Genomic DNA, 21,033 nt, shown 5'->3' with positions numbered 1-21,033 from the left:
TTCTTCCAACCGCCTTCCCAAGTTAGAGTAGTAGGAAACCTCATTATGCTCGCACGAAGACCCATCCTCCTTTGGTCTTCCATGAGCGTGCAAGACCCTGACCTACAAGCCTACCTGCTGCGCGATTGACGTCCCATACGAGTTCATCAATAGCCTCCGCAAGTTCTACGGCGCTACGCGGTTGGATTTCATGCAACGCGCTCATAACAGCATCCTCGATTTCGGGATTGTAGACCGGTTCACTGTTTCCTTCTTCAAACCGATCACACCACAGAATGTGCCCGCGCCAAACGATAAAGTGGCTTTCGCATCCTCCTTCACGCCAAACTGACGGAAAAAGCGTAAGTCCTTCGCCGCGCATGTCAAAGCGCCATGCCTTGTCGGCGCGATTGTCGAGATTGATTACCAGAGTCTCGCCGCACCCGTCAGGGCACGCCATCACGATCGATCGGGGCCGCACGCGAAATACCATGGATGTGTCACCTGGAGCGAGAAGTGCTGCTTCAGCCTGATCTCTGTACTCTGCATTGCCGACCATCCTAACCATTCGTGCTGGGTCTGTCATTTGTCGCTCCCATCTTGGCGTTTTGGCCGGACCGGCAAATGCCAGGTTGGGCCCTTGGCAAGCGCGCCCATAGGTGAGCAAACCACACAGTTCGGCTGCACGGCGACTGCCATCTCCTTTACTCGGCCCCGATTTCCATCATAAACCTGATATCGAGGCTTGATCGGAACCGGTGTGACAGCTCCAAGCAACATGGTGATTGCAAGTGAGCTTACGGTCGAGTTGATGGACAGCACCGCGGGTTGGGGTTCGTGGATGCCTTGGACATATGGGTCCGCCGCGCGTTGTTCTGGTGACAGCATTTCGCGCCGGATTGCCTCGCTGTCGAGCGCGCCTGAGCAAGTCAGGCAGGGAAGGCCAGGGGCGAGCATCTGCACGCGTCCAGTGATGTGGCTGACGGCTCCGTTCGACGCAGTGATGCTCACCCCCATATCGATAACCGGCACCAGATACTGATAGGCGGCTTGATTGACGACCGCCCGGCTTGCGTGAGAGTCGGTGCACAAAAGGACGAAATCGAAGGTACTGATGAGCTTCGCTACCTCCTCATCGACTATGTCAGCCTGAAGCGGGGTCACCGTGGCATCAAGGTTAATCGCGCGGATCATCCTGGCCGCGACCTCGACCTTCGGCTGGCCAACGTCCGAGGGAACGGAGCCGACGAGACGGTTCAGGTTGGTCTCCTCGACCAGGTCGGGATCGATCACCGTGACCTGAGTCGCCCCGAGATGGGCGAGTTGCTGGCACTCGAGCGATCCGGTCCCACCCGCTCCGACCACTCCGAAGTGGAGGCGGCGCAGCAGCCGTTGCCCTGGGGCTCCGAATGCCCTGACCTGCCGATCGTCGCGTTCCTGATCGGAGACGTCCTGCATGGGCGAATGGAGCAAGAGCCTATCCCCCACTTCCCATACGTCGATCTCATCTTCCTTTCCGAGGGGGCGGGCGCGGCATCCATGTGGCCCGATCACCAACGAGACATGTGGCATTGGTGCCGCTCGCCGAACAAAATACGAATTCAGTTCGGTCTCGCCCGCATCGTCGATGGGCGAGAAATGCGGATGGTCAGAGCTGGCGGGATGCGTATGGATCGAGATAACGGCCATGCCGGTGACCCGGCTGCGATTTGCAACGTCGATGAGGAAAGACGATTTCAGGACAGCAGATACGCAGGTGCGGTGCTCATATGCGTCTTCCGGCACGATGCTGGCGTCGGCGACAACCCACGTGTCGCTACGTGCATCATGATGGGCATATGCGATTGCGCAGCTTTCCAGACCATTGGCGTTGAGCAACGTCGACGCCAGGTTGGAATAGAGAGGCGAAGGAAAGCGAACACGGCTCATTGGACCTGCCTCATACGATCAATAATTACGTTCATCCAAGTCGACAGCGTGTCGCGATTAGGGTTCCACGGTCCTGTGAGATGCCACGAGAACCACAGTGCTGGCTCGACGGTCTCCGGTACGGGAGTTGGCGCGGAGTTCTGCGGCGGGCCTCCATGCGCGAGAAGAAGATCAGAATCCGCCCAGAAGCAGTCGAGCTGCGCAAAGGGATATCCGGGCGGGACGATGAAGCGGATGGTGGTCGACGACTTCGACCACCCCTCCGGCAGGCGGACGCCAGGCACCGTGACGAGCGTGGTGCCGCTCGGCAGCTGCCGGGTCTGAACGTCGCCGAACCGCTCCCGCAGCTGGTCCAGCTGCATGTCGAGAACGCCGGGCATCAGCCGAAGTTCGCCTTAGGGACTGACGAGAAGCGGCGGACACCATGCTTCGGGACGAGGCTAACTACCTCGTCATCGGCAATGATGCGGTCCGGATCGTCGCCCTCACCCTCCAAAGAAAGGTCATGCTGCGGATCCCAGTCGGGCACCATCGACTTGATCTGCGCGCCGGTAAGCTTCTTCTTATCGGTCTCATAGAGCTTGCCGTTGACGAAGAAAGTGTAGGTGACCTTGTTGGGCGCCGTGATGAATTTCTCAACTCCGTCTGCGGCGAGATCCACGTCGGTGCCCCGTTCGATCAGCTTGTCCTTGCCGCCACGCACTTCCAGGAAGACCGCTTCATCGTCGTTGATGCCGGCGAGCGCACGGAGCACCGCTTCAGGGATGAGAGAACGGCCCCAGACGATGCGCGCCTCGTTGAGCTTGACGCGGTAGAGCGGATCGGTGCTGAAAGCGATGAAGCGGAAGGCGGCCCGATCGCGCAGATCGACCTCCTCATCCGCCCGGACGTCTTCGAAGTCGCCTTCGGTGGTTATCACAAACAGTGAGTGACCATCGATGTCGTTGATGCCGGCCTTCTTGAGGATCTGGCGACCGAGGGGAACCGGATCATCGAGGATAAGCGGGTGGAAATCGACGCTGTCGACGGCGAGCGAAACGCGGTAGCGACCGGGGCGCAGGGGGCGATCTTCCTGCACGGCGAGTGCGACATCGTCGATGTCGGGGTTTTCGATAAGAGACATAGTTCGTTGTTTCCTGTGGACCTTGGCCTGATTGCGTCGGTCTCACAGGGTCAATCGAAGGGCCCTACGAAAAGAGGAACCCCTGTCGTAAACTTTTTTTAAGAACTTGCCTGAGGGGCTGGACAGATGAAGAAGTGCCTGCAGCGGGGGCACAGAAAGTCACTTCTCTTGGCCGGGAAAAGACCGTCTTCGATGGACCGGATCGCGTCTTGCGCCGTCGCAATACGGTTCGCACGCTTGGCCGCTGTCTGTTCGATCTGTCCTGCGTTGCCGTCCATCACGTGGAAGGTCTCGAAGGAGAAGCTGTGGCCGAAATTGACGCGCGCCGCTTCGAGCAGGAGCGTGTGTGCGATCTTATCTTGCTCCGTCATGGAACGCTTACCTGACCGGACTGTCAGGAACTCGCGCGAGCCCGCGTCTCCCTTTACGAAATCCGGAGCGATGGCTATCTGACGGTTGGCCAACTCGAGCCCAAACGGCGTCGCCTTCGAGACGGAGGCAAGAACCGGAAGAAGATTGCCCATCATCCTGTCGACAAGGGCTCGATACTGTTTCTCGAAAGGATGACCGACAAGTTTCGTCGAATTCCAAGCGGTCTCGAAGACCCCGCGCATAGCGTTGATCGTCAATGGAATTTCGGCGGAGCGGGCCGCTGCGACGACCGCGAGAATACATCCATGAGCCTGCAAATAGGCGGACCTCTCGGCCGAGCCGCCGAGCTTGGCGACCTTGTCATAAAAGAATCGCCTTCCGCACTGGTCGAAAGACTCGATGTCTGCGGCACTCAATCCCTCGGGAAAGCCGAAATCGTTGATCGGTTCCTGCGTCGGAGCCGGGAAGAGACGGGCTACCGGCGCGACCTGCCTTCCGCTCTGGATCGATAGTCCCTCTACAAATATCGAGGCATTTGAAGTTTTGCCTCCCGACCTAGCTGGGCGATAGAGCTTGAGATGTGACTTCGCGCGCGACATCGCCACGAAAAACAAGCACTCCTCCTCGGCATCGTGAGCGTTCGTTTCAGGGTTCTCCGTTACCATACCGACAGGTGGCGGACATGCGTCGGCACGGTTGGGTGCGGGGACAGACCCTCGTTTAAGCCGGGGCAGGTGCACGGCCTCGAATTCCAGACCTTTGCTGGCGTGGATCGTCATCAACTGGACGCCATCCACGTCATTCATTTCGTCCGGCAGACGCCGCAGTTCCCGATCGTCCGACAGCAGCACGAGATGCCTGACACGTTCGAGGCCGCGGACGATTGGCAGCTTACCGCCTACAAGCGGCATGGTCCTGAGGGCCTCGATCAGCTGGCGGACCGCGACGCGGCGAAGATCGTCAGACGGATTTTGGCCCGCTAGCACCGTTCTGACGTAGTCGCTTCGATCAAACAGGTATTCCATCAAGGCAAGCCAAGGCGTCGTGCCGTGTCCGAACCCGTCCAGGTGGCTTGCCAGGAGAGCAAGGCGGCGGATGGTGTCGGGGGTTACACAAGCAAGCGTTGATATCTGGTCCAAGAGCGCCTTAACCGAAACCTGACGAGACTTGGCTTCCTCGATTACGCGCGACAGCTCAAGCGGCGCGATGCCGTACTCGGGGAAGGTACCCACCCTGAACAACGTAGAGCCATCCTGGACGATCAGCGACAGCAGTGACAGCATGTCTCGCACTTCGGGTCGCTCGAAAAGCGGACCCAAGTATAGCACGGGCACGCCTCGAGCCTCGAGTTCCGCTGCCATCTCGGCCAGTATGCCGTTGGTACGCGCAATTATTGCCTGACTTCTCAGGGAAACGCCCGCCTTTTCAAGTTCGCGTATATTTCCGGCGAGCACATCGATCTCGTCCTGGGGGTCGGTTCCGACGAAAACTTCCGGCGTTCCGCCTAACTCGGTTCTCTTGGCGCTTATGTCGAGCGGGAGGGAGTAGGAAGACACGATCATCCTATTTCCGAAAGCTTTAAACTGGGAGAGGATCGGATTGGTGGATCGGTAGTTTACCTTCAACTGCCCCAGTTCGCCGCTGGGATAGTCCCTGCGGAAGCGCGCCATGTTACGGCTCGACGCCCCACGAAACCTGTAGATCGACTGCCTGGCGTCTCCGACGACCCAGAGGCGGTTTCCGTCACCGACGATGCCCTTCACCATCATGGCACTTGCGCGGTTGATATCCTGGTATTCGTCGACATGAATCCACTTGTACCTGTCCGCAAGCTCACGACGGAAATCATCGTCGGTCCTCATCCTGACGGCGGGAAGTCGGATGAGATCACCGTAGTCAACCGCCCGCATCGAATCGAGTATCGCCTGGTAGTGCTTGTAAACAAGGGCGACTTCGCAACACTTGGCAGCCGCCTTGACGGCATCGGCATCGGCGCGGTCCGCCTCGCGCATCATGTTTTCGGCCAGGACTTCGTATTCGTCCGGCCCAATCAGTTCATCCTTCGCCCTTGAAATCGAGCGCAGGATGTCTCTCAGCGCCGATGCAGGGTCGAACAGGTTCTGCATGTGGACGATCGGCAGGGCCGGAAGTGTCTCTTCCAGCAGGTTAATCGCCTCGCTCGTGTCGACCAGTTTAGGATCGGGCGGAAGGTTGAATCGGATGTGGTGTTTGCGCAGGAGTTCAAGCCCGAATGAATGAAATGTTCCACTCCAGATATTGACCGCGCTTGCCCCGACCGCATGCTCGACCCGCTCGGCAAGCTCCTCCGCCGCTTTGTTGGAAAATGTCAGCGCCAGTATGTCATCGGCCTTAGCGTGTTCGTGTGCAAGCAGCCATACGATGCGCTCGACCATGGTTTTGGTTTTCCCGGTTCCGGGTCCGGCCTCGAGGAGGAAAGGCGATCCAAGGTGATGGGCTGCCTCCTCCTGGGAGGGGTCAAGCGGTTCCGGAGGTCGTGGCGCTTTCGGTGGTTTCTCGGCGGCCTCCGGCAGCAGCAGGGAATCGGCCAGCTGTTGATAGACCGTTTCCAGTCTTATCCCGAGGCTCGTGGCGATATCCCTGGCGCGTTTCCCCTCGTGAAAAAGCCGTCTCGCGAGCGCACGGGGTAGAAGGAACTCGCGGGCGAAGGCGTTTGCCTGGGCTTCGCGCCGTTCCTTTTTGCTATAGGCTTCGACACGTTGCAAAGGGTCGCCGGCGCCTGGCGCGCTGTAGCTGCGCTCAATTTTGATCTCGGCCTCGAGATGTATAACGAAATGCGCGATCTCGTGGGCGATGACCTCGGCCTCGAAACTTTGGTCGAGATCGTTTGCCACATATATCGCCAGATAGCGACGCTTCAGGACGCCGATACCGCCCATGAGGTTCGTGTCATTTGGTCCTACCTTCTCAACCGCCAAACTTTGATCGTCAAGCGCGAGCCGTATGACCTCGCCTGCAGCGAGCTGTTTGAGCCCCGGGTCGACCTTGCGTCTTAATTGGTTCGCGGCGCGTCGGACGGAATTGATATTCTCCATGACGTCATTCCGAAACGTTCCGCCAATGGTGTTTAGCGGTTTCTGACAGCGACGACGATTCGATAGCCTCCAAGAAGCTGATCTTGTCCCGCTTGACCGGGGCGTGGTCCGAACGGAAATCCGAAGCGAGCGTCGTTTGGTCTTGGTCGAGGAACTGCAGTATTTCCCTGACGGTAGACTTGGCCTCCTTAGCAAGCTGGCGAACCAACAGGAGAGGTATCGTTGATGCTCGGATTGCCCGCTCCTCTAATGCGGTCATCAGCGAAAGAGAGAGTCCGCAACGGCTCACAATTCCCTTGAGGTCCGCGGGAGACAGATGCTCAAATGGATTCTCAATTCGGCCCGCGCCCGTTAGCGTCCACAAATGAGATATGTCGGGCACGTAACCACTGTCGTGGCGCGGGCCATCACGGCCGTCGTCCGCCGTAAGCCAGTCTTCGTAGAACTGCAGTATGTCGTCCCGGTGCTTCGGATGGAGCTCGATCATGGCCACGACGTCGTCGTCAACCAAATCCTCCTTGTCCATCAGTGCGATCAGGATGTCTTCCAGTTGTTGGGATTCGTCACTCATATCTATTCCTCGTCTCCCGAGGCTCTTTTCCGGGCGTTTGCCAGGAGCTCACCTATCCTACGGGAGCTCACGTTGAGTTTCTTGGCGGCGGTCATCTCGTTCGGATCGTTCGATTTCTGCTGAAGGCCTTCCACGTAGACCGCATTCACAGCGGCTTGCTCCCGCTCGGTCAACCGTGCCATCACGGCAGCCACTCGCGCTGCGGCTTCGGCACGCGGCATGGAATGCCCGGCGTTTCTGTATCCAGCGTTATCGATCCAATCCCGCGCTGACCGCTCTCCCACTTCGAAGTCCGTTTCGTTACGTTCAACACTTTCCCGGCGCTTCAGCTTTCTGATCTCATCGACGCTCTTCCGGAACACAGACGTTCCGAAAAAGGCCTCAAGAACATCGGCATTATTGGTACCAGAAAAGACAAGCTCATGGAGCCAATCGCATACTTCCTGCGCTACGTCGCTAGCCTGTTGCTTCGACAAACCCGAGGCCCGTCTGAACGCGAGGCCCTTCGCTCGGCTCACAAGCTCGTTCCAAAGTTCGAAATACCAAGATTCTTCGCGGTTAGGTCGCAAGTTCCGCATTATGTGGACCAGAGCGGCGCTCGAAATATTCGCCTTCGCTTTGGCAAGCCCTCCGCGAGGTTTTTGTAGTAGCTCCCTGAGCTCGTCGACCAACTCGGTTGGCCTGTACAGCAGTGTTCCATCGTCTTGCGCCAAGGTTAATGGTTGTAGATCAGGATCGTCTTGGTAGCCGTCGCTTGTCATTCAACATTCACTCATCGTTCGGCGCAGAGAAAAGCGGAACCCCATCCGATTAAAATAAAGCGAATCGGATGCTGGATTTTCCGAGAGTAATCTGATTCCTCTCGCTCGGCGATTGTGTCGAACTGGATTTCTCAGGTGGCTCTTTGTGGATCTACGGTGTACCGACGCGAAGAATCTTAGGGCATAGACTTGTGATAGCACCCGTTTACTGTGCCAACAGAAACTGCTGGCCAGCGCTATCGCCGCGTTGAAATTAATCTTTGCAACGTTTAAGAGCTCTCACGCACTTTTATGCGAAAAGTTTGCAAGTATGCGGAGCCATCGTGCCCCCGTATCTTGACGAGGGATTTGCATGCTGGACCACCATAGCCTCGCCGAACTCGTCGATTCACTGGAGCGGCTCCTCGTCGTAACGTTTGCTGGCCTATGCCTATGGTTTGGCTGGAGACTTGTGTGCCCTACACGCTCCATGACCGGTCTTTCCTCTCCACGCATCACTTGGCAGTCGATGCTCGGACGTGCTGCGCTCGGCCTTTTCGCAGTTTATTTCATTGGATTCGGAAGCTTTCTGCTCGTCACTGTTTTCGCTTCTCAACAAATGAGAAGCGCTCGGAATGATGCCGCGCAAGTCTCGGTACCGAAGGCCCCATAAGCCGTTCCACAAACTGCTATCTTCTCGGCGCTGGCTGAGGAACGTTCTCCAGCTGTGCTATGCGTTTTTGCGCGTCAGCTAGATTGTTGCGCAGTTCTATGATTGCATCATCAGCACTTTCGGCTCGCTCCCGCATCTCCGTTTGAGCAGACTGCACAAACTGCTGCGCCGCGCTATAAAGTGACCAGCCTGAATAGAGAAGACTCACTGCAGCGGCGACACCTGCTACAGAGTAGATCCGAAGAAGGCGCTTTGCGTCGTCGGCGTACTTCCTTAGCTTGGCGATCTCATCTCCAATTGCGTTTTGGGGGGGGCCGCCCCCAGTCGCTTCATCGAGGTAGTGATCAATGCTCTTCCGTCGATTTTTCGATCCTGGAAAAGGAGGTTGGTTGTCGATCTTCGGAGGCAACCAAGCGGGTGGCGCCTGCAGCGGATCGTTCAGCCAACTGAGCTTCGTAAACTCAAAATACACTAGACCCTCACCCGCGCGGATGAAGTATTCGCGGGTCGTGAAGTTGTGTATCGGGATTGAGAGCCTGCCCGAAAAACCGGGATCTACCAAGGGCCCTGTACCGACAAGGAGGCCGCGATAGACATCGCGAATCATCAAATTAAACCGGGCGCCGATGTAAGCCGGCATATGAAACTCTGGTTCGAGGGTAACGAAACAAACAGAGTTCGGCGCAATTCGAACATGGTCTCGAACTTCTTCAACCTCCTTGTCTCGATCATTTGGATCATTCGACAGCACAAAGCGTTCAATATTGCCCTGCTCATCTCTATATCTACATGGGCCCTTCGCGGCAACCAGATAGGTCGCCGGCTTTTCTAAGCGTGTAGCATCGAACGGCTGGATCATACCCGCGACGATGCCGTAAGTCGCCAAGTGCCCGGCATTGAGCAAGGCCGGAGGAATATCTGGATAAGGATCGAACGTCTTCAGCGACTCAACTCGCTCCGGTAGTTCAGCACCTCCGCCCGCGACCAACAACTCGAGTGCGCGAACCTCTCGATGAAATTCTTTAAGAGAAACTTCCATTAGGCGCTTCGCTTAAGTCGAACGTGGTCACTTCTTTTGGTCACATCAGGCCCGTATCCCAGGTAATCAATCGATTGACCAATGCGTCGCTCAATATCCTCGACGAAACGTGTCGAGCGTTCACTCGTACCAGCGCTGCGCCATCTTGGATCAACATAGTCCATATGGTTCATAAAAATGCGATGCGGTCGGTTGCTGATAATCGCGTCCTTGACAACTTGCTCATCAAATCGGGCTATCCGTCTCACTCGATGCGTTGCCGAGGTCAACTCGCGATAATCCGGATCAAGCTCCGCCTCCTTTGCAAGAATTGGCCAATCAATCTCGTTGGGTAGAGGGCCGGAGTTACCTCCGACGCGAATAGGAAAACTCCGCAGTGTCATCACTACGTCATCCACGTCGTGTGGCGCTAAGCCTGCCTCGGAAACGAATGCGGCCGCGCTCGTATCCCGGCTGGTTGCGAACGGGAAGTCACGTGTCCGCCACAAGGAAAGCCCGAACCCTTGCGTTCCCTCCAAAACCACCCGTTCTCCCGCTGCTAAAAGATTACGGAGGGAAGCCGCAGTGTTTTCCTCGATGTATGCCTGTAGTTCCGGCTCATGCCTTGCCAATCGATGAAATTTGGCACGCGACAGGCGCTCACGTAAGGAGGCGCCTGTGCCAGAAGCTGTAGAGCCAATGGTCTCAACCAGCGCCTCGTCGCGCTCGACCTGTTTGTGTTGTTCTGTGACAAGTGAGGCGTTGGCATCAATCCGCAACCTACGCGGTGAGACACCCAGAAGTTGGATCTCCTTCAGCAAGAGCGCTGTGTCGATGAGACTTCCGGCCGGTAGAAAGATCATAGCTTCAGTCGAGATCGCCGCAGCGGGTAGTTGGCGAAGCGTAACCAAATGACCCGCGCAGTCCATTGCTGTATGGCCGGAATTGGGGCCACCGACGCGAACAACTGCCGCAGCGGATTGGCTGCGAACAATGAATTGGGCAACTTTGCCTTTCCCCTCGGAACCAAATTGGCCGCCTACAACAACTGACACAGGCATGCTAATGACCTCTCCTGATTTGTTCGAACACTACAACACTTGCCTTAGCTTCGAAAGGCGAAGCTCGTGCAATGCGGTAGCGGAGGAATTCAAAAAGTGAATGACGATACGACGACCTCGGTCACAATTCGGCGGGAGGCAGGTCCGACCATGCTGCTCGGATCCGGCAGCTATTTCGATTACGCACATCCCGAAGCGGATGGCCTGACAATCGAGGACTACGCGTACGGCCTAGCATTCACCGGCCGCTTTTCGGGCCAGTGTGTGAACAAACGCACAGGGCAGCGAGTGTTCTATTCTGTGGCTCAGCACTGTGAAATCTTGAGTAGGCTGGTCCCGGCCGATCTGGCTTACGCGGCTTTGATGCACGAAAGTGGAGAAGTCGTTTGCGGAGACTTGACCTCGCCCCTTAAGTCGATGCTACCGTGTTACAAAATAATCGAAAAGTCCTGTGCCGCTGCAATCGAACGACGCTTTCGTGTGGCGGCCGAAGACATCGATGCGATCAAACCATACGATGTTCGGCTTTGGGCGAGTGAGCGAGAGCAACTATTGAATTGGGATGGACGGCCTTGGGGGGATTCCGACAGAACGGTGCCCTTTGACTTCCTCATTGAACCAAAGGATCCGTATATCGCTGCGAAGGATTTTCTGAACCGCTTCTGGGAGCTGGCACCTTCTGAGTTTGAAATGGCTGCTTCTTGACAGCCTACAATCTGCTCTGTGTAAACGCTGCGGGTGTAGCATTGTGTTGGCTGCTTTTCTGCGAGATGCTGAAGGCCAAATTGTTGACGATACGATAGATTTTAGCCGTTCGAGCAAGTGGGTCGCAGGTTCATATCCCTTCAAGGCGAAGTGGGTTGGCCGAACGGCGGCACGGCGCGAGATGCCTTCCCGGGCGACGGCAGCTTTGCGCCTTCGTTTCGGACATCGAGTTCGCGTTGCGACTGCACAAAAGCAGTCGTTGCCAACAATCACTCAAAAAGGCTGATATGCAGCGGGCCATTGACCTCCTGCGATAGGTCGCGTGCGTGGCTTGCGCGAAGGGGTGACATCATCGATGACCTCGCATTTCCCCGTCGTACCAACCTACCCCATCAGAGCGTGCTACCGAGATCCTGGATCGGATGACCATGAAACCAGTTCGTTAGCGTCGTCATGGCGCTCGGCGTTAGGCGCTGGGTGAACAGCAGGGCAAGCCGACGCTTGGGCCTTGATACCGCGACGTAGAAGAGGTTCCGGTAGCGCTCGTAGCGATCACGCTCCTGTGCAATGCGGTGCGGATCACCCACCATCTCTAGGAAGGCGTTAAAGTCGTAATCCGACCAGCCCCGGCCGAACACGACCAGCACGTTCTCAAACTGGTCTCCCTTGACGCCGTGCTTGGTCTCGAAGGGCGAGTGCCCGTCGAGATATTCGCAGAGTGCGATGATCTCCCTATACCGGACTGCGTGGAGCTTATCGAGTTCTTGAAGGCGATCGCTCAAAGGCTCCTGACCCTGCTTTGCCATCGCCAGGTCGTTTTCTATCCGGCTCACTGCCTCGCCGAGAAGCGGCAGGCCAGAGTTTTGAAGGTGAACGATAACGTCGCCGACTGTCCCTGCCTCTCGAAGCTCGCAAAGGCGGCTCATCACCGTTGACCAGCGCGCTTTGTCAGCCGGACCTTTCATCACGGGGCGCTGGGTGTCGATATAATGAAACATCGCCCCGAAGCGCTTTCCGAGGAACGCCTTCGCCGCCGGCTCAAGGTGTTCGTGGAAGTACTTGATCACGTCGTTGCCCTTGCGAGCGAAGGAATCGTTGAAACGGAACACGTCGCGCATCGATGCGTAGCCTAACTCGTTTGCGAGCGCCCGGTGCGTGAGCATCAGGACCTTGGTGTCTGATTTAAAATCCCACCCCTCCGCGATCAGCGCCTCTTTCGTCGCTTGGAATGCGGCAGCCGCCTTTGGCTCCGGCAAGTCGCCGCCCCAATGGGCGCCTGTCCGTCGCGTCCCGATCCAAGCATTGGTGTGAAACAGCCTGACTACTGCTGTCGAGTCTGGATCGCGAGGCGCTTGCTTCAGATCCGGCCTGATCTTGTTCAAACAGTCGACGATCGGCTTTGCACTGCGGAAGTTCGCCTTTTTGTCTACACGCTTCAGCGACGCGTGTTGGATTGAACCGCAGCCATCGCCGTAAATCTTCTGCCAGTGATCGCCAAAGAACCCGAACTGCGGTGCGCCTGGCTTCCCGAGGAAGTGCTTTTTGAAAGCCGCAACTACCTCCTCATTCGTGTCCTGATATTCGTCAACGAGGATGATCGGGAAACGGCTCGTCAGTGCGTTCCGAAACTTCGTCGAGTTCATCAGCTCGATGAAGAGCGGGAATATATCATCGTGGTGCAGTTTGGCCGTGCGACCCTCGATGGACCGCCGGCCGAGAGCATATCCAACCGCATTAATCCCCGACGTAGGCGGCGCGTCAGGATTCGATGGCGCGGTGTCGTCGGCAGCATTCGCGAGCTCATCCGTGCGCCCCTGCCAGCCTGCTAGGGTCGGCACCAGTTCAATGAGCCGCTTCTGAAATCCACTAATGAGAAACCAAGCAAAGGCGTGGGTTGTCTCGCAGTAGATCGCAGGATGACCATCAGTCTGGGCAATGATCATGTCCCGCGCGACGTTCGTGTATGTGATGCAGGCTACCTGCTGATGACGCCTGATTAACTCCCGTGCGCGGTCGGCGAGAATATGACGCAGGGCCGCAATCAACGAGTAGGTTTTGCCTGCGCCTGCGCCGGCTTCGAAAACGAAGCTGGAGCCGTCTTTCAGGTGCGATTGCAGCTTGCTCCACGCTTCCGCAGCGGCGGCCTCGGCAGGATTGAGTTGCAGCTCCTCGCTCATGCACCTGCTCCACTGCCGCCTTCGTTGGCGGCCGCAGCTTCGACATGCGCCATCGCAGCCGTCACGACGCCAGGATCTACCTCCGCAACCGTATTGACCGCGAGCCAGCGCAGCCCGTCAGCGATATATTTCGGCGTCGTCCAGCTCGTTACATCGATGGCATACCTGAGCGCGAACTTGGACTTCTTATGCTTCTTCGCCTCAGTTTCCGCTGCCGTGGCCATCACGTCAGGCGTGCCGGTCGCCAGATTGAAGAGCGTCGGATTGGCGAGGATGAAGGCGTCTTCGAACGTTCGACCGCAGGGACCGCCTTCGACTTCCGGCACTTGGTAGGCCAACCGAACCGCTCCACGAATCTTGTCAGCATCCGTTGCTACGCGAACGACTGCAAGGTCCAGAGGAGCCTTCTTCGCCTTGGGGGTGCTGTCCGGGGCGCTCGTCGGCGCTGTTCCAGTTTGCTGCTCCGACACGGCTGCCGTCTCGTCCACCCCCTCGGCCGGCACGAGGACCAACACGTCGCCAGCTCCTTCCTCCTCCTCGCCCACATCGTCATCGTCGCCACCCGAACCGAACCAGTGCTTGATGCAGCTGTTGCTCGTGGTCTTACCGACGTGGACGGGGCAGGCCTCCCACTTGCCGCTTGGCTTTTTTTCTACGGCATCGATGTCAGTCACGATCAGGCTTCGCAGCCCGATGAACTCGAGCAGCGGCTTGAAAAGATGCGCGTACGCGCCGCCGACTTCCATGATCGTAATGTATTGGCTGGTTAGCTTCAACTCCTCGTCCGCAGCGTCCAGCGCGCGGATGATCCGGGGCAGCATGAGCCGCTCTGTCGTACCTTCGATCAGGATCGCCTTATCCGCAAAGAACAGATCGCAGCGCGTCAGCGTAAGGTATTGGTGCAGGAATTTCTGGGCTGGCTCCCCCAGATCTTTTATGCCGGTGCTAAGATCGCGCACATCCGTGCACCTCACGCCAATGGGCTGCCCCTTCGATGTCACGGCGAAGTAGCGGATCGTATCGAAGCTCGCCTCATTCGCGATGTGTGGCGAGTGAGTTGAGACGATGAACTGTACCGGCCATGGCTTTGGTTCTTCGTCCGCCTCGCCCTTGCAGAGTTTGGCTACAATCGCGGGCAATTGCCGAATAAAAACCTCCTGCATTTGCGGGTGCAGATGCGCCTCGGGTTCTTCGATGACGATGAGCTGCAGGCCGGGCGCCTGCGGCTCGGCGCGGTACTTCCGATAGAAGCCGACGATGCGGAGAAGGATGTAGAGGAGATTGCGGAAGCCTAGGCCATTGTATGCCTCGGGGAGCTGCACGCCGGAATAGCCTTCGTACTGAACCCGGGTGAAGTTCGAGAGCAGCTTGCCGACATCAAGCTTCGTTTCAGGCAGGAGCGGAGCGCTGTCGAGCCCCGGATAACCGAAGTCAGCAATGGTTGGCATCAGCTTCCTGAGCTGCTTCTTGAAATCGCTATCAATGTCGCTCTGGATCTGGTCGACCGCCTTTTTCAGGCTTTCGGCGATGTCGCGCTGCTCTCCGTCAGCAGTCGCAATCGAAGCGCTCGCGAAGAGGCCTTCCAAGACCTTTGCGAGGACATCCGTCTCGCGCCCTCCTGTGCCATCAACTGCCCGCTGAGCATTAATGAAACCAAGTGATAGCAGGCCGTTCACAGCCTTCGGCGAGACTTCTCGCGTGTTTGCAGCGTCGTTGGGGTCTTCGGCCCACATTTGAGTGACGAACAGCTCCGGCACTCGCTCGGCGAGCGTTCGAAACCACACTAGGCGATCCGCCTCCGACACACTCTCGTCCGCACCTTCGAGCGTCAGCCCCTCATGGCCTTCGAAGAGCGCTTTGATCGACCCGTCCCCTAGCGCGCGGCGACACACCACAACCGCTTCCGTGCAGGCATCGTCGGTGTCTATCACAAATTCTTCTAAAGCCCCAAACGCGGGCATGCCTGGATCATAGAAGACGTGAATCCGCAGCTCGAGGTACGGGATGAGCGCGCGGATCTCTGGTTCGGGCGCACCCTTGTTGTATGCGCGAAGTGCCGCGCAGAACTGGTCGTAACAAGCACTGGAAAAGTCTTCTATTTCAAATCCCGACTTGTCTTCTAGGAACTTTCGGATGACGTCAGAGAGCGAGGTCTTCCCGCAATTATTGCGGCCGACGATGACTGTAGTAGTAGGCTCCAATTGCAGCGTCACTTTGTGAAGCAAACGGAAATTGGTGACCTGTATTTTCGAAATCCGCACACCCACCCCCATTCGAGCCCGCCGAGTCCCGGCATGGGGATAGCATAACACTTGCCTTCCCGCTTCGGTAGCAATGTCACTCAATCGCCACCATTCAAAACCATGACTTTCCACATGCTGATCAAAGTCTCTTGAAGACAGGGTAAAGCGGGAATTCTCGACACGCCAAGGACCGGTTAAAGAGGTAGCCGTAGGAGCCTCAGTATAGCGACCCGCAGGGAGAGGCAGGACCGACTGCCTCCGGCCGGGCGTTCCGGATACAAGGCGCCGAGTGTTCCTAGGTGTGTTGTACCAGTCATGATTTGTGCAACGTACTTCTTGCTACTCACTGTGTGTTTGCGGCTCGGCGATCAACGTGGAATAGTGTTCTGGCGATGATACACGGGGGAGCTAGATCAGATGTCGAACTGTTGGATTTGCTCAGCAACGATTGATGCTGCTAACGATACCAGGGAGCACCTGATCCCGAATTCCATAGGTGGTCGCAAAAAAGTCAGCGGCTTTATTTGCGTGAGCTGCAATTCCGATGCCGGACAGACATGGGACGCGGAACTCGCAAGGCAACTCCAACCGCTCTCAACGCTTTTTAACGTCCAGCGGGAGAGGGGAACTGTTCCGCCGCTTCGTGTTGAGACGACAGCAGGCGAAAAACTAACGATCCGGCCTGGCGAACCCTTATTGCATACACACCCCGAGTTTAAAGAGACCCCGCTCCCATCAGGGCAAAGGCTATTAGAGATAAGAGCTCGCTCTATAGATGAGGCCAAGGGAATGATTAAAGGCCTGAAGAAAAATTACCCGCAAATTGATGAAGACGATTTGATATCTCAGTTGAAGGTGGTCGAAACTTATCCCGAAGGCGTATTTCATCATAAGATTCAGTTTGGTGGTGCGGTTTCAGGACGTTCGATTGTGAAGAGCTGTGCAGCGTTAGCTGCGTCTTTGGAGATTCCCCCTGACAACTGTCAATTCGCCATCGACTATCTCCGCGATCCGAACGGAGAGCCTTGCTTTGGATACTACAATGAAACTGAACTCGTAACTGGTCGAGTCGCAGGAGTTCCAATGAATTGCCTTGCCGTCAAAGCTGATCCCGCTGACGGCTTAGTCCTTGCCTATGTCGAATATTTTGGTGCTCAGAGGGTCGTTGCTTGCCTAGGGGATGGCTATTCAGGAGAACCTAAAAGTTCAGTCTACTGTTTCGATCCGAGAAGCGGCCAAGAGTTGCCGGTTTCAGTATCTCTCACCTTTTCCAAGGCGGATATTGACCAAATCTACGACTATCAGAAGATTTCTCCTGAAGGCATGAAGACGGCGTTTGACGCTGTCGTTGGCCCTGCCGTGGCTGAGTCTCATAAGCGTGAACAGGACAGAGTGCTGGAACGTGCCGTCGAAAAGGCGTTCGCTAGCTGTGGCGCTGAGGAAGGCGAGATTCTTACCCAAGAACATCTTCGAAAGATTGCAGGCACCGTTTTTGAAGAAATGGCGCCTCATTTGATGCATCGCCTCCGTAGAATAGACGGTGCTAAATGACGAGCCGGTCCACCAGGCGCCGATCATCCGCAAGTTATGGCGTGCTGATGTACGTCAGCGTGGCAAACTTCGTCCACAAAGCGATCGTTGGTGCTCACTAAAAATGGACACCAGAATTGCCCTCGGCTTGTCGGAGCATCTGTTCGCTGAAGCACTTGCCCTAAAGGCCTCGACGGTCGGTATCCGTCCGGTCGATGCTGTAGAGGAATTGCTGACGCAAACCCTCGTCCAAAACATCTGTGACGCCGAGCCTGTGAGGCTTCACAAGCCGCCATCGGTGAAGCTTCACTCTATGTATTACAAAAACCGCTGCGCCTCGCTGGCTGAACTGGCGCGAGGCGGCTATGAGACTTGGTATGTGGAATTGAAGTTTGCCACCGCCGCAGAGGCTGCGGTCGAAAGTGTCGAGGTCGAAGGGATGGGGCTGGAACTTCGGCCCATCAACTATGGCCCTGCGGGCCTGATAACACACAGGCTCTGGTCAAAAAAACTGAAGACCCAGACCAACCACATCCTGCGGCTCAATCATCTGCTTGTGCCTCCTAACATATTTGCGAGGACCATAGGGGCGGTGGAAAAAATGCCGCCGCTGGAACAACCTTTTATAGCAAATCCCCGACCAGGGCCGCGCCCTGCTGGGTTTGAAATGGATATAGAAGGCTTTGAGCTCGTGTCCTTTGACCATGTCGTGAAAGGGAAGCGGCACTTCTGCGCATGCGCGCGCCCCTCCCACGAAAAGATAAAAAACAATGGCACCAGCGGAGGTACATTATGGAACCTCATGGCTCGCCTGCTGGCGAAAGCTGAGTATCAGGATGGGGTTTGTCACCTCTGCGTTGCCAATAGGGCAGGGCCTGAGGCAGCGGCTGACCTTTACGGAGATTCCGTTCAGGAGTTCGTTGCCGCCTACATTACCCAGATGAGGTTGGCACATGGAATGGACAAGGCTACGGCCCGTTCGGAAGTGCAGCAGACTCTTGGCCTTAGCCGGTGGGTGAGGGAGGCGGAAATGCACGGTCTTGTCAAGAAGCTGTTTCCTGAGCAGGTCATTTTTCGTGAGGCATCACCGCCATGGCTGAAACGCCAACGGCTCGATGTCTACATTCCAGCCCTCAACCTTGCCATGGAGCATCAGGGCGAGCAGCACTACAAAGCTGTCAAAGCATTTGGCGGTGACGCAGCTCTACAACGCAACTTTGAGCGTGACGCACTCAAAAAGCAGTTGTGTGCGGAGAACGGCGTGCACTTGGTCGAAATAAGATTTGACGATCCCCTGACCTTGCCGATGCTGCGTCAAAGGCTGCAGCGGTTTTTGGGGAAGGCTTAGAACACTGCTTATTTCGGTTCCAGCGTTTACACCACTACCCTTAGTGCAGTGTCTCAGCGTTTAGGTCGTAAAAGCGCCCCAGACTCGGCAGATGAACCACGATATCCAGCAGAAGGTTGTCGCGCGCTCATATCCGTCGCCGATAACCTGGACCTTTTGGCGATGCGCAACGTGACGGTGCACGGCACACAATAGCAGCCAACATCACAAGGCATCTAAGTCAGCGGTACATCGCACTGCCTACGCCTCACTCGGCCATCGTCCCGGCAAGCAGTGTATGGTGTGGCCTTCAAGAAGCAAAACCTGATTAGTGCGCAAAATGTGCCGGATCTCGGGCTTTACTTTTCACGGCGAAGCATTGACGATTTCGAGGCATGTTTGAAAGGATATTGCATGGATTCTGTCGACACCCGGCCGCTCGTCGTCTCTCACACGCCGGGTGCACTACAGCGAAACTGGAAGGTTCCCGCCTTTTTCCCCGTGTGCCCGCCGACATCGATTGCGGCGCCGATCAGAACCTATTTTGAAGCGCTCTATATCGGAGACGTCGCGGTGGACGGCCCGTACGGCGAAACGATGATAGACGATGTCACCTTGCACCCTGACGGCAATAGCATCTTGATCCTCGGCGACTTTGGCGAAGGTTCGATCAAACGCTGGTCGCTAGTGAGTATCACGTTTGAAGATGGGTACTTCGTTCACGAGAGTAAAGGGACGTTCTTCGAGCGCGATGGAGCTGAAAAGCAATTCACCTTGGCGCAGGGATTGCCTTGGGAAGGTGAAGATTCCATCGACGACTATTGCTAGCTGTGACACCCTAACTCTCGGGTAGGATGCGGCTCAACGTATCTCGTCCGCCATCCGCAGAGTGGCGAGGCCAAGTCTTCGGTCAGCGTTTCTGATCGCGCTCCTGACTAGCCAAAGCTTGGAAGCCTCACCCTGCTTTCGGGAATGCAGGTGGAAGCTTTCGTACGGACCGGTGAACGGAAAGCGATGTTCCGTCTGCTTAGCAGTTGCGGATCAGCTAGCTCTAGCGATCACGGAGGACAGAGCCGGGAGTCGAAAATCGCGGAGCTTCAGACGCTTAAGTTTTTTGCTGGCCTGCCACTGGTTCGAATCCTTTCAAGGGGAAGACGCCTAAATGGTATTTCCTTGAGCCATATGCGGCTCGTGTGTAACGACCGCCTTGCGCCTTCGTTTCTGCCGTTGAGGCCATCCTGGCCATCGCCTGAAAGCGGTCGTGGCTTCCGAGGGGTTACGTCGCCAGTGCGCCGATATTGTTGAAAAGCTCCTGAGGGCAGCTTTTCGTGCACTTCAGATGAAATGGATTTACTTAAGAATGGCTCTGTGAGCAGTATGTCGTAAATCCATTTCCGTAACTTGAGGTAGCCAGAAAACTCATTCCGCATAGTCACAGAGATGAGTGGCTTGTCGGCGGACTTTTTCAACAGTATCCGCCAAAAGGAGACATGAGTTGCTCTGAGTTGGAAGGCTGAAATTGTGCCGATAGCTGCGATCCGCATGTGCAAGAGCGGCTATCGACCTGATAGTCGCCCCTGCATCTCGGCACTACCTACCGTAGGAGCCCTGAGCTTCACAAGGCCTTCGGACCAACCAACGCGGTTGTCAGGCAGCCGTGGCCAACCTTGCAAGTTCGCGCTCGCAAGCAACAATTATCGCCCTGGGGTTTTCCAAAGGCGAGAGATGACCCGTGTCGGCTAACACTTCGATGTGCGCCTCCGGCAAAATGCTGGAGTAGATGCTGCGCAAAGCTTCTACTCGCTCAACCTTGTCTTCGTCACCCACCAGGATTTGGACCGGTGCAATTATGGTGGACACGTCCGCCTTCAGCGCATCGACCATCCCGCTTTCAGTCCATTCGCGTTTTGCGCCGTCAGCACCTGCAAGCGTATCCTCAAACACTATTGCGCGGTCTTCGGAAGAGAGCGATTTATTAGCAAGAATCCTGAGGGCTTGGGCGACCCCCTCTGGAGACTGGTAAGATGTGAGCATCTGCTCGCGGATATCTCGTGGCACGGGCATGCCGGTTGGCGGAGATGGGGCAACGAGTATGAGAGCTTCGGGGTCCAGACCCTGCTTTGAAGCCAAGATCTGCGCGATCTTGCCTCCCATGGAATGGCCGACAAGGACCACCCGCTTCAGCCCAAGGGCCGAGATAACCTCGGACACGTCTTCGGCCATGGTATCAAGATCATAGCGTTCATCTTGCGCCACGGATCTGCCCCATCCGCGGAGGTCGATCCGAATGCATCGGGCCTTGTCGCGAAGACCATTGACAACGTGGTGCCAGGTGCGGGCGCTGCCACCCCAATAATGAAGAAATACGAAAACGATATCTCCATGTCCTTCGTCAATGACGTGGATCCTCGCGTTGCTGGTGGTAATGAACCTGGACATGCTTACCTCCGTTTCAAAGTTGACGCTCACGTTGTACGGCATGAACGCTAATGTGATAATCATGTTAAGAAT

The 21,033-nt window shown here is 56.5% G+C and carries 16 protein-coding genes; 4 read left to right on the top strand and 12 right to left on the bottom strand.

The genetic code is table 11. The features are described 5' to 3' along the window. Positions 1–43: 43 nt before the first annotated feature. The 9 genes from FJQ55_RS21285 to FJQ55_RS21245 form a co-directional block, all read right to left on the bottom strand. Positions 44–565 carry a ubiquitination-like system serine protease family protein gene (locus tag FJQ55_RS21285; protein WP_140831792.1) on the bottom strand — a complete coding sequence of 174 codons (522 nt, stop codon included), beginning with the start codon at positions 563–565 and terminating at the stop codon, positions 44–46. Continuing rightward, the gene (locus FJQ55_RS21280) at positions 562–1,908 is read right to left on the bottom strand and encodes a HesA/MoeB/ThiF family protein (RefSeq protein WP_140831790.1); all 1,347 of its coding nucleotides are present in this window, start codon (positions 1,906–1,908) and stop codon (positions 562–564) included. Before FJQ55_RS21280 ends, FJQ55_RS21285 begins: the two co-directional genes overlap by 4 nt. Next, positions 1,905–2,288 carry an E2/UBC family protein gene (locus FJQ55_RS21275; protein ID WP_077981958.1) on the bottom strand — a complete coding sequence of 128 codons (384 nt, stop codon included), beginning with the start codon at positions 2,286–2,288 and terminating at the stop codon, positions 1,905–1,907. Before FJQ55_RS21275 ends, FJQ55_RS21280 begins: the two co-directional genes overlap by 4 nt. Then, positions 2,288–3,031 (bottom strand): multiubiquitin domain-containing protein, encoded by a 744-nt coding sequence (locus tag FJQ55_RS21270; RefSeq protein WP_140831788.1) that lies wholly within the window; start codon positions 3,029–3,031, stop codon positions 2,288–2,290. The genes FJQ55_RS21275 and FJQ55_RS21270 overlap by 1 nt, the downstream gene beginning before the upstream one ends. A 98-nt stretch (positions 3,032–3,129) precedes the next feature. Further along, positions 3,130–6,477: a UvrD-helicase domain-containing protein gene (locus FJQ55_RS21265; RefSeq protein ID WP_140831787.1), complete on the bottom strand. Its 3,348-nt coding sequence runs from the start codon at positions 6,475–6,477 to the stop codon at positions 3,130–3,132. A 4-nt stretch (positions 6,478–6,481) separates the two neighbouring features. Further along, complete coding sequence (locus FJQ55_RS21260) at positions 6,482–7,048, bottom strand: hypothetical protein (protein ID WP_140831785.1); 567 nt, start codon at positions 7,046–7,048, stop codon at positions 6,482–6,484. Between the two features lie 2 nt (positions 7,049–7,050). Continuing rightward, positions 7,051–7,809 (bottom strand): sigma-70 RNA polymerase sigma factor region 4 domain-containing protein, encoded by a 759-nt coding sequence (locus FJQ55_RS21255; RefSeq protein ID WP_140831784.1) that lies wholly within the window; start codon positions 7,807–7,809, stop codon positions 7,051–7,053. A 668-nt stretch (positions 7,810–8,477) separates the two neighbouring features. Further along, the gene (locus FJQ55_RS21250) at positions 8,478–9,500 is read right to left on the bottom strand and encodes a dCTP deaminase/dUTPase family protein (protein WP_140831783.1); all 1,023 of its coding nucleotides are present in this window, start codon (positions 9,498–9,500) and stop codon (positions 8,478–8,480) included. Then, positions 9,500–10,540, bottom strand: a complete 1,041-nt coding sequence (locus FJQ55_RS21245) for an adenylosuccinate synthetase (RefSeq protein WP_140831781.1) — start codon at positions 10,538–10,540, stop codon at positions 9,500–9,502. Before FJQ55_RS21245 ends, FJQ55_RS21250 begins: the two co-directional genes overlap by 1 nt. Positions 10,541–10,636: 96 nt before the next feature. Here FJQ55_RS21245 and FJQ55_RS21240 point away from each other — a divergent pair, with 96 nt between their 5' ends. Beyond that, positions 10,637–11,245 carry a hypothetical protein gene (locus FJQ55_RS21240; protein ID WP_246085235.1) on the top strand — a complete coding sequence of 203 codons (609 nt, stop codon included), beginning with the start codon at positions 10,637–10,639 and terminating at the stop codon, positions 11,243–11,245. A gap of 392 nt (positions 11,246–11,637) precedes the next feature. Here the strand turns inward: FJQ55_RS21240 and FJQ55_RS21235 are convergent, their stop codons facing one another. After that, complete coding sequence (locus tag FJQ55_RS21235; protein WP_140831779.1) at positions 11,638–13,422, bottom strand: UvrD-helicase domain-containing protein; 1,785 nt, start codon at positions 13,420–13,422, stop codon at positions 11,638–11,640. Beyond that, positions 13,419–15,695, bottom strand: a complete 2,277-nt coding sequence (locus FJQ55_RS21230) for an ATP-dependent nuclease (RefSeq protein WP_140831777.1) — start codon at positions 15,693–15,695, stop codon at positions 13,419–13,421. The genes FJQ55_RS21235 and FJQ55_RS21230 overlap by 4 nt, the downstream gene beginning before the upstream one ends. A gap of 387 nt (positions 15,696–16,082) precedes the next feature. On the opposite strand from FJQ55_RS21230, the gene FJQ55_RS21225 reads away from it, so the two are divergent. The 3 genes from FJQ55_RS21225 to FJQ55_RS23750 all read left to right on the top strand — a co-directional run bounded on the left by FJQ55_RS21225 (position 16,083) and on the right by FJQ55_RS23750 (position 19,350). Continuing rightward, positions 16,083–17,216: an HNH endonuclease gene (locus FJQ55_RS21225; protein WP_140831774.1), complete on the top strand. Its 1,134-nt coding sequence runs from the start codon at positions 16,083–16,085 to the stop codon at positions 17,214–17,216. Next, entirely contained in the window at positions 17,206–18,543 is a 1,338-nt protein-coding gene (locus FJQ55_RS21220) for a hypothetical protein (RefSeq protein WP_140831772.1), read from the top strand. The genes FJQ55_RS21225 and FJQ55_RS21220 overlap by 11 nt, the downstream gene beginning before the upstream one ends. Positions 18,544–18,825: 282 nt before the next feature. After that, the gene (locus FJQ55_RS23750) at positions 18,826–19,350 is read left to right on the top strand and encodes a hypothetical protein (protein WP_246085234.1); all 525 of its coding nucleotides are present in this window, start codon (positions 18,826–18,828) and stop codon (positions 19,348–19,350) included. 819 nt (positions 19,351–20,169) lie between these two features. Here the strand turns inward: FJQ55_RS23750 and FJQ55_RS21210 are convergent. Further along, positions 20,170–20,961: an alpha/beta fold hydrolase gene (locus tag FJQ55_RS21210; RefSeq protein ID WP_161597022.1), complete on the bottom strand. Its 792-nt coding sequence runs from the start codon at positions 20,959–20,961 to the stop codon at positions 20,170–20,172. Positions 20,962–21,033: the final 72 nt, after the last annotated feature.

Origin of the sequence: Rhizobium glycinendophyticum, from assembly GCF_006443685.1 — a bacterium.
Classification (GTDB): Bacteria; Pseudomonadota; Alphaproteobacteria; order Rhizobiales; family Rhizobiaceae; genus Allorhizobium; species Allorhizobium glycinendophyticum.
The sequence above is the reverse complement of the archived record's forward strand: the minus strand, read 5'-3'. Positions and strand labels throughout refer to the sequence as shown.

What these genes read in the sequence shown, in the direction of transcription:
- FJQ55_RS21285 (WP_140831792.1), bottom strand. Translation starts at nt 565, where the DNA reads ATGACAGACCCAGCACGAATGGTTAGGATGGTCGGCAATGCAGAGTAC.
- FJQ55_RS21280 (WP_140831790.1), bottom strand. Translation starts at nt 1,908, where the DNA reads ATGAGCCGTGTTCGCTTTCCTTCGCCTCTCTATTCCAACCTGGCGTCG.
- FJQ55_RS21275 (WP_077981958.1), bottom strand. Translation starts at nt 2,288, where the DNA reads ATGCCCGGCGTTCTCGACATGCAGCTGGACCAGCTGCGGGAGCGGTTC.
- FJQ55_RS21270 (WP_140831788.1), bottom strand. Translation starts at nt 3,031, where the DNA reads ATGTCTCTTATCGAAAACCCCGACATCGACGATGTCGCACTCGCCGTG.
- FJQ55_RS21265 (WP_140831787.1), bottom strand. Translation starts at nt 6,477, where the DNA reads ATGGAGAATATCAATTCCGTCCGACGCGCCGCGAACCAATTAAGACGC.
- FJQ55_RS21260 (WP_140831785.1), bottom strand. Translation starts at nt 7,048, where the DNA reads ATGAGTGACGAATCCCAACAACTGGAAGACATCCTGATCGCACTGATG.
- FJQ55_RS21255 (WP_140831784.1), bottom strand. Translation starts at nt 7,809, where the DNA reads ATGACAAGCGACGGCTACCAAGACGATCCTGATCTACAACCATTAACC.
- FJQ55_RS21250 (WP_140831783.1), bottom strand. Translation starts at nt 9,500, where the DNA reads ATGGAAGTTTCTCTTAAAGAATTTCATCGAGAGGTTCGCGCACTCGAG.
- FJQ55_RS21245 (WP_140831781.1), bottom strand. Translation starts at nt 10,540, where the DNA reads ATGCCTGTGTCAGTTGTTGTAGGCGGCCAATTTGGTTCCGAGGGGAAA.
- FJQ55_RS21235 (WP_140831779.1), bottom strand. Translation starts at nt 13,422, where the DNA reads ATGAGCGAGGAGCTGCAACTCAATCCTGCCGAGGCCGCCGCTGCGGAA.
- FJQ55_RS21230 (WP_140831777.1), bottom strand. Translation starts at nt 15,695, where the DNA reads ATGGGGGTGGGTGTGCGGATTTCGAAAATACAGGTCACCAATTTCCGT.
- FJQ55_RS21225 (WP_140831774.1), top strand. Translation starts at nt 16,083, where the DNA reads ATGTCGAACTGTTGGATTTGCTCAGCAACGATTGATGCTGCTAACGAT.
- FJQ55_RS21210 (WP_161597022.1), bottom strand. Translation starts at nt 20,961, where the DNA reads ATGTCCAGGTTCATTACCACCAGCAACGCGAGGATCCACGTCATTGAC.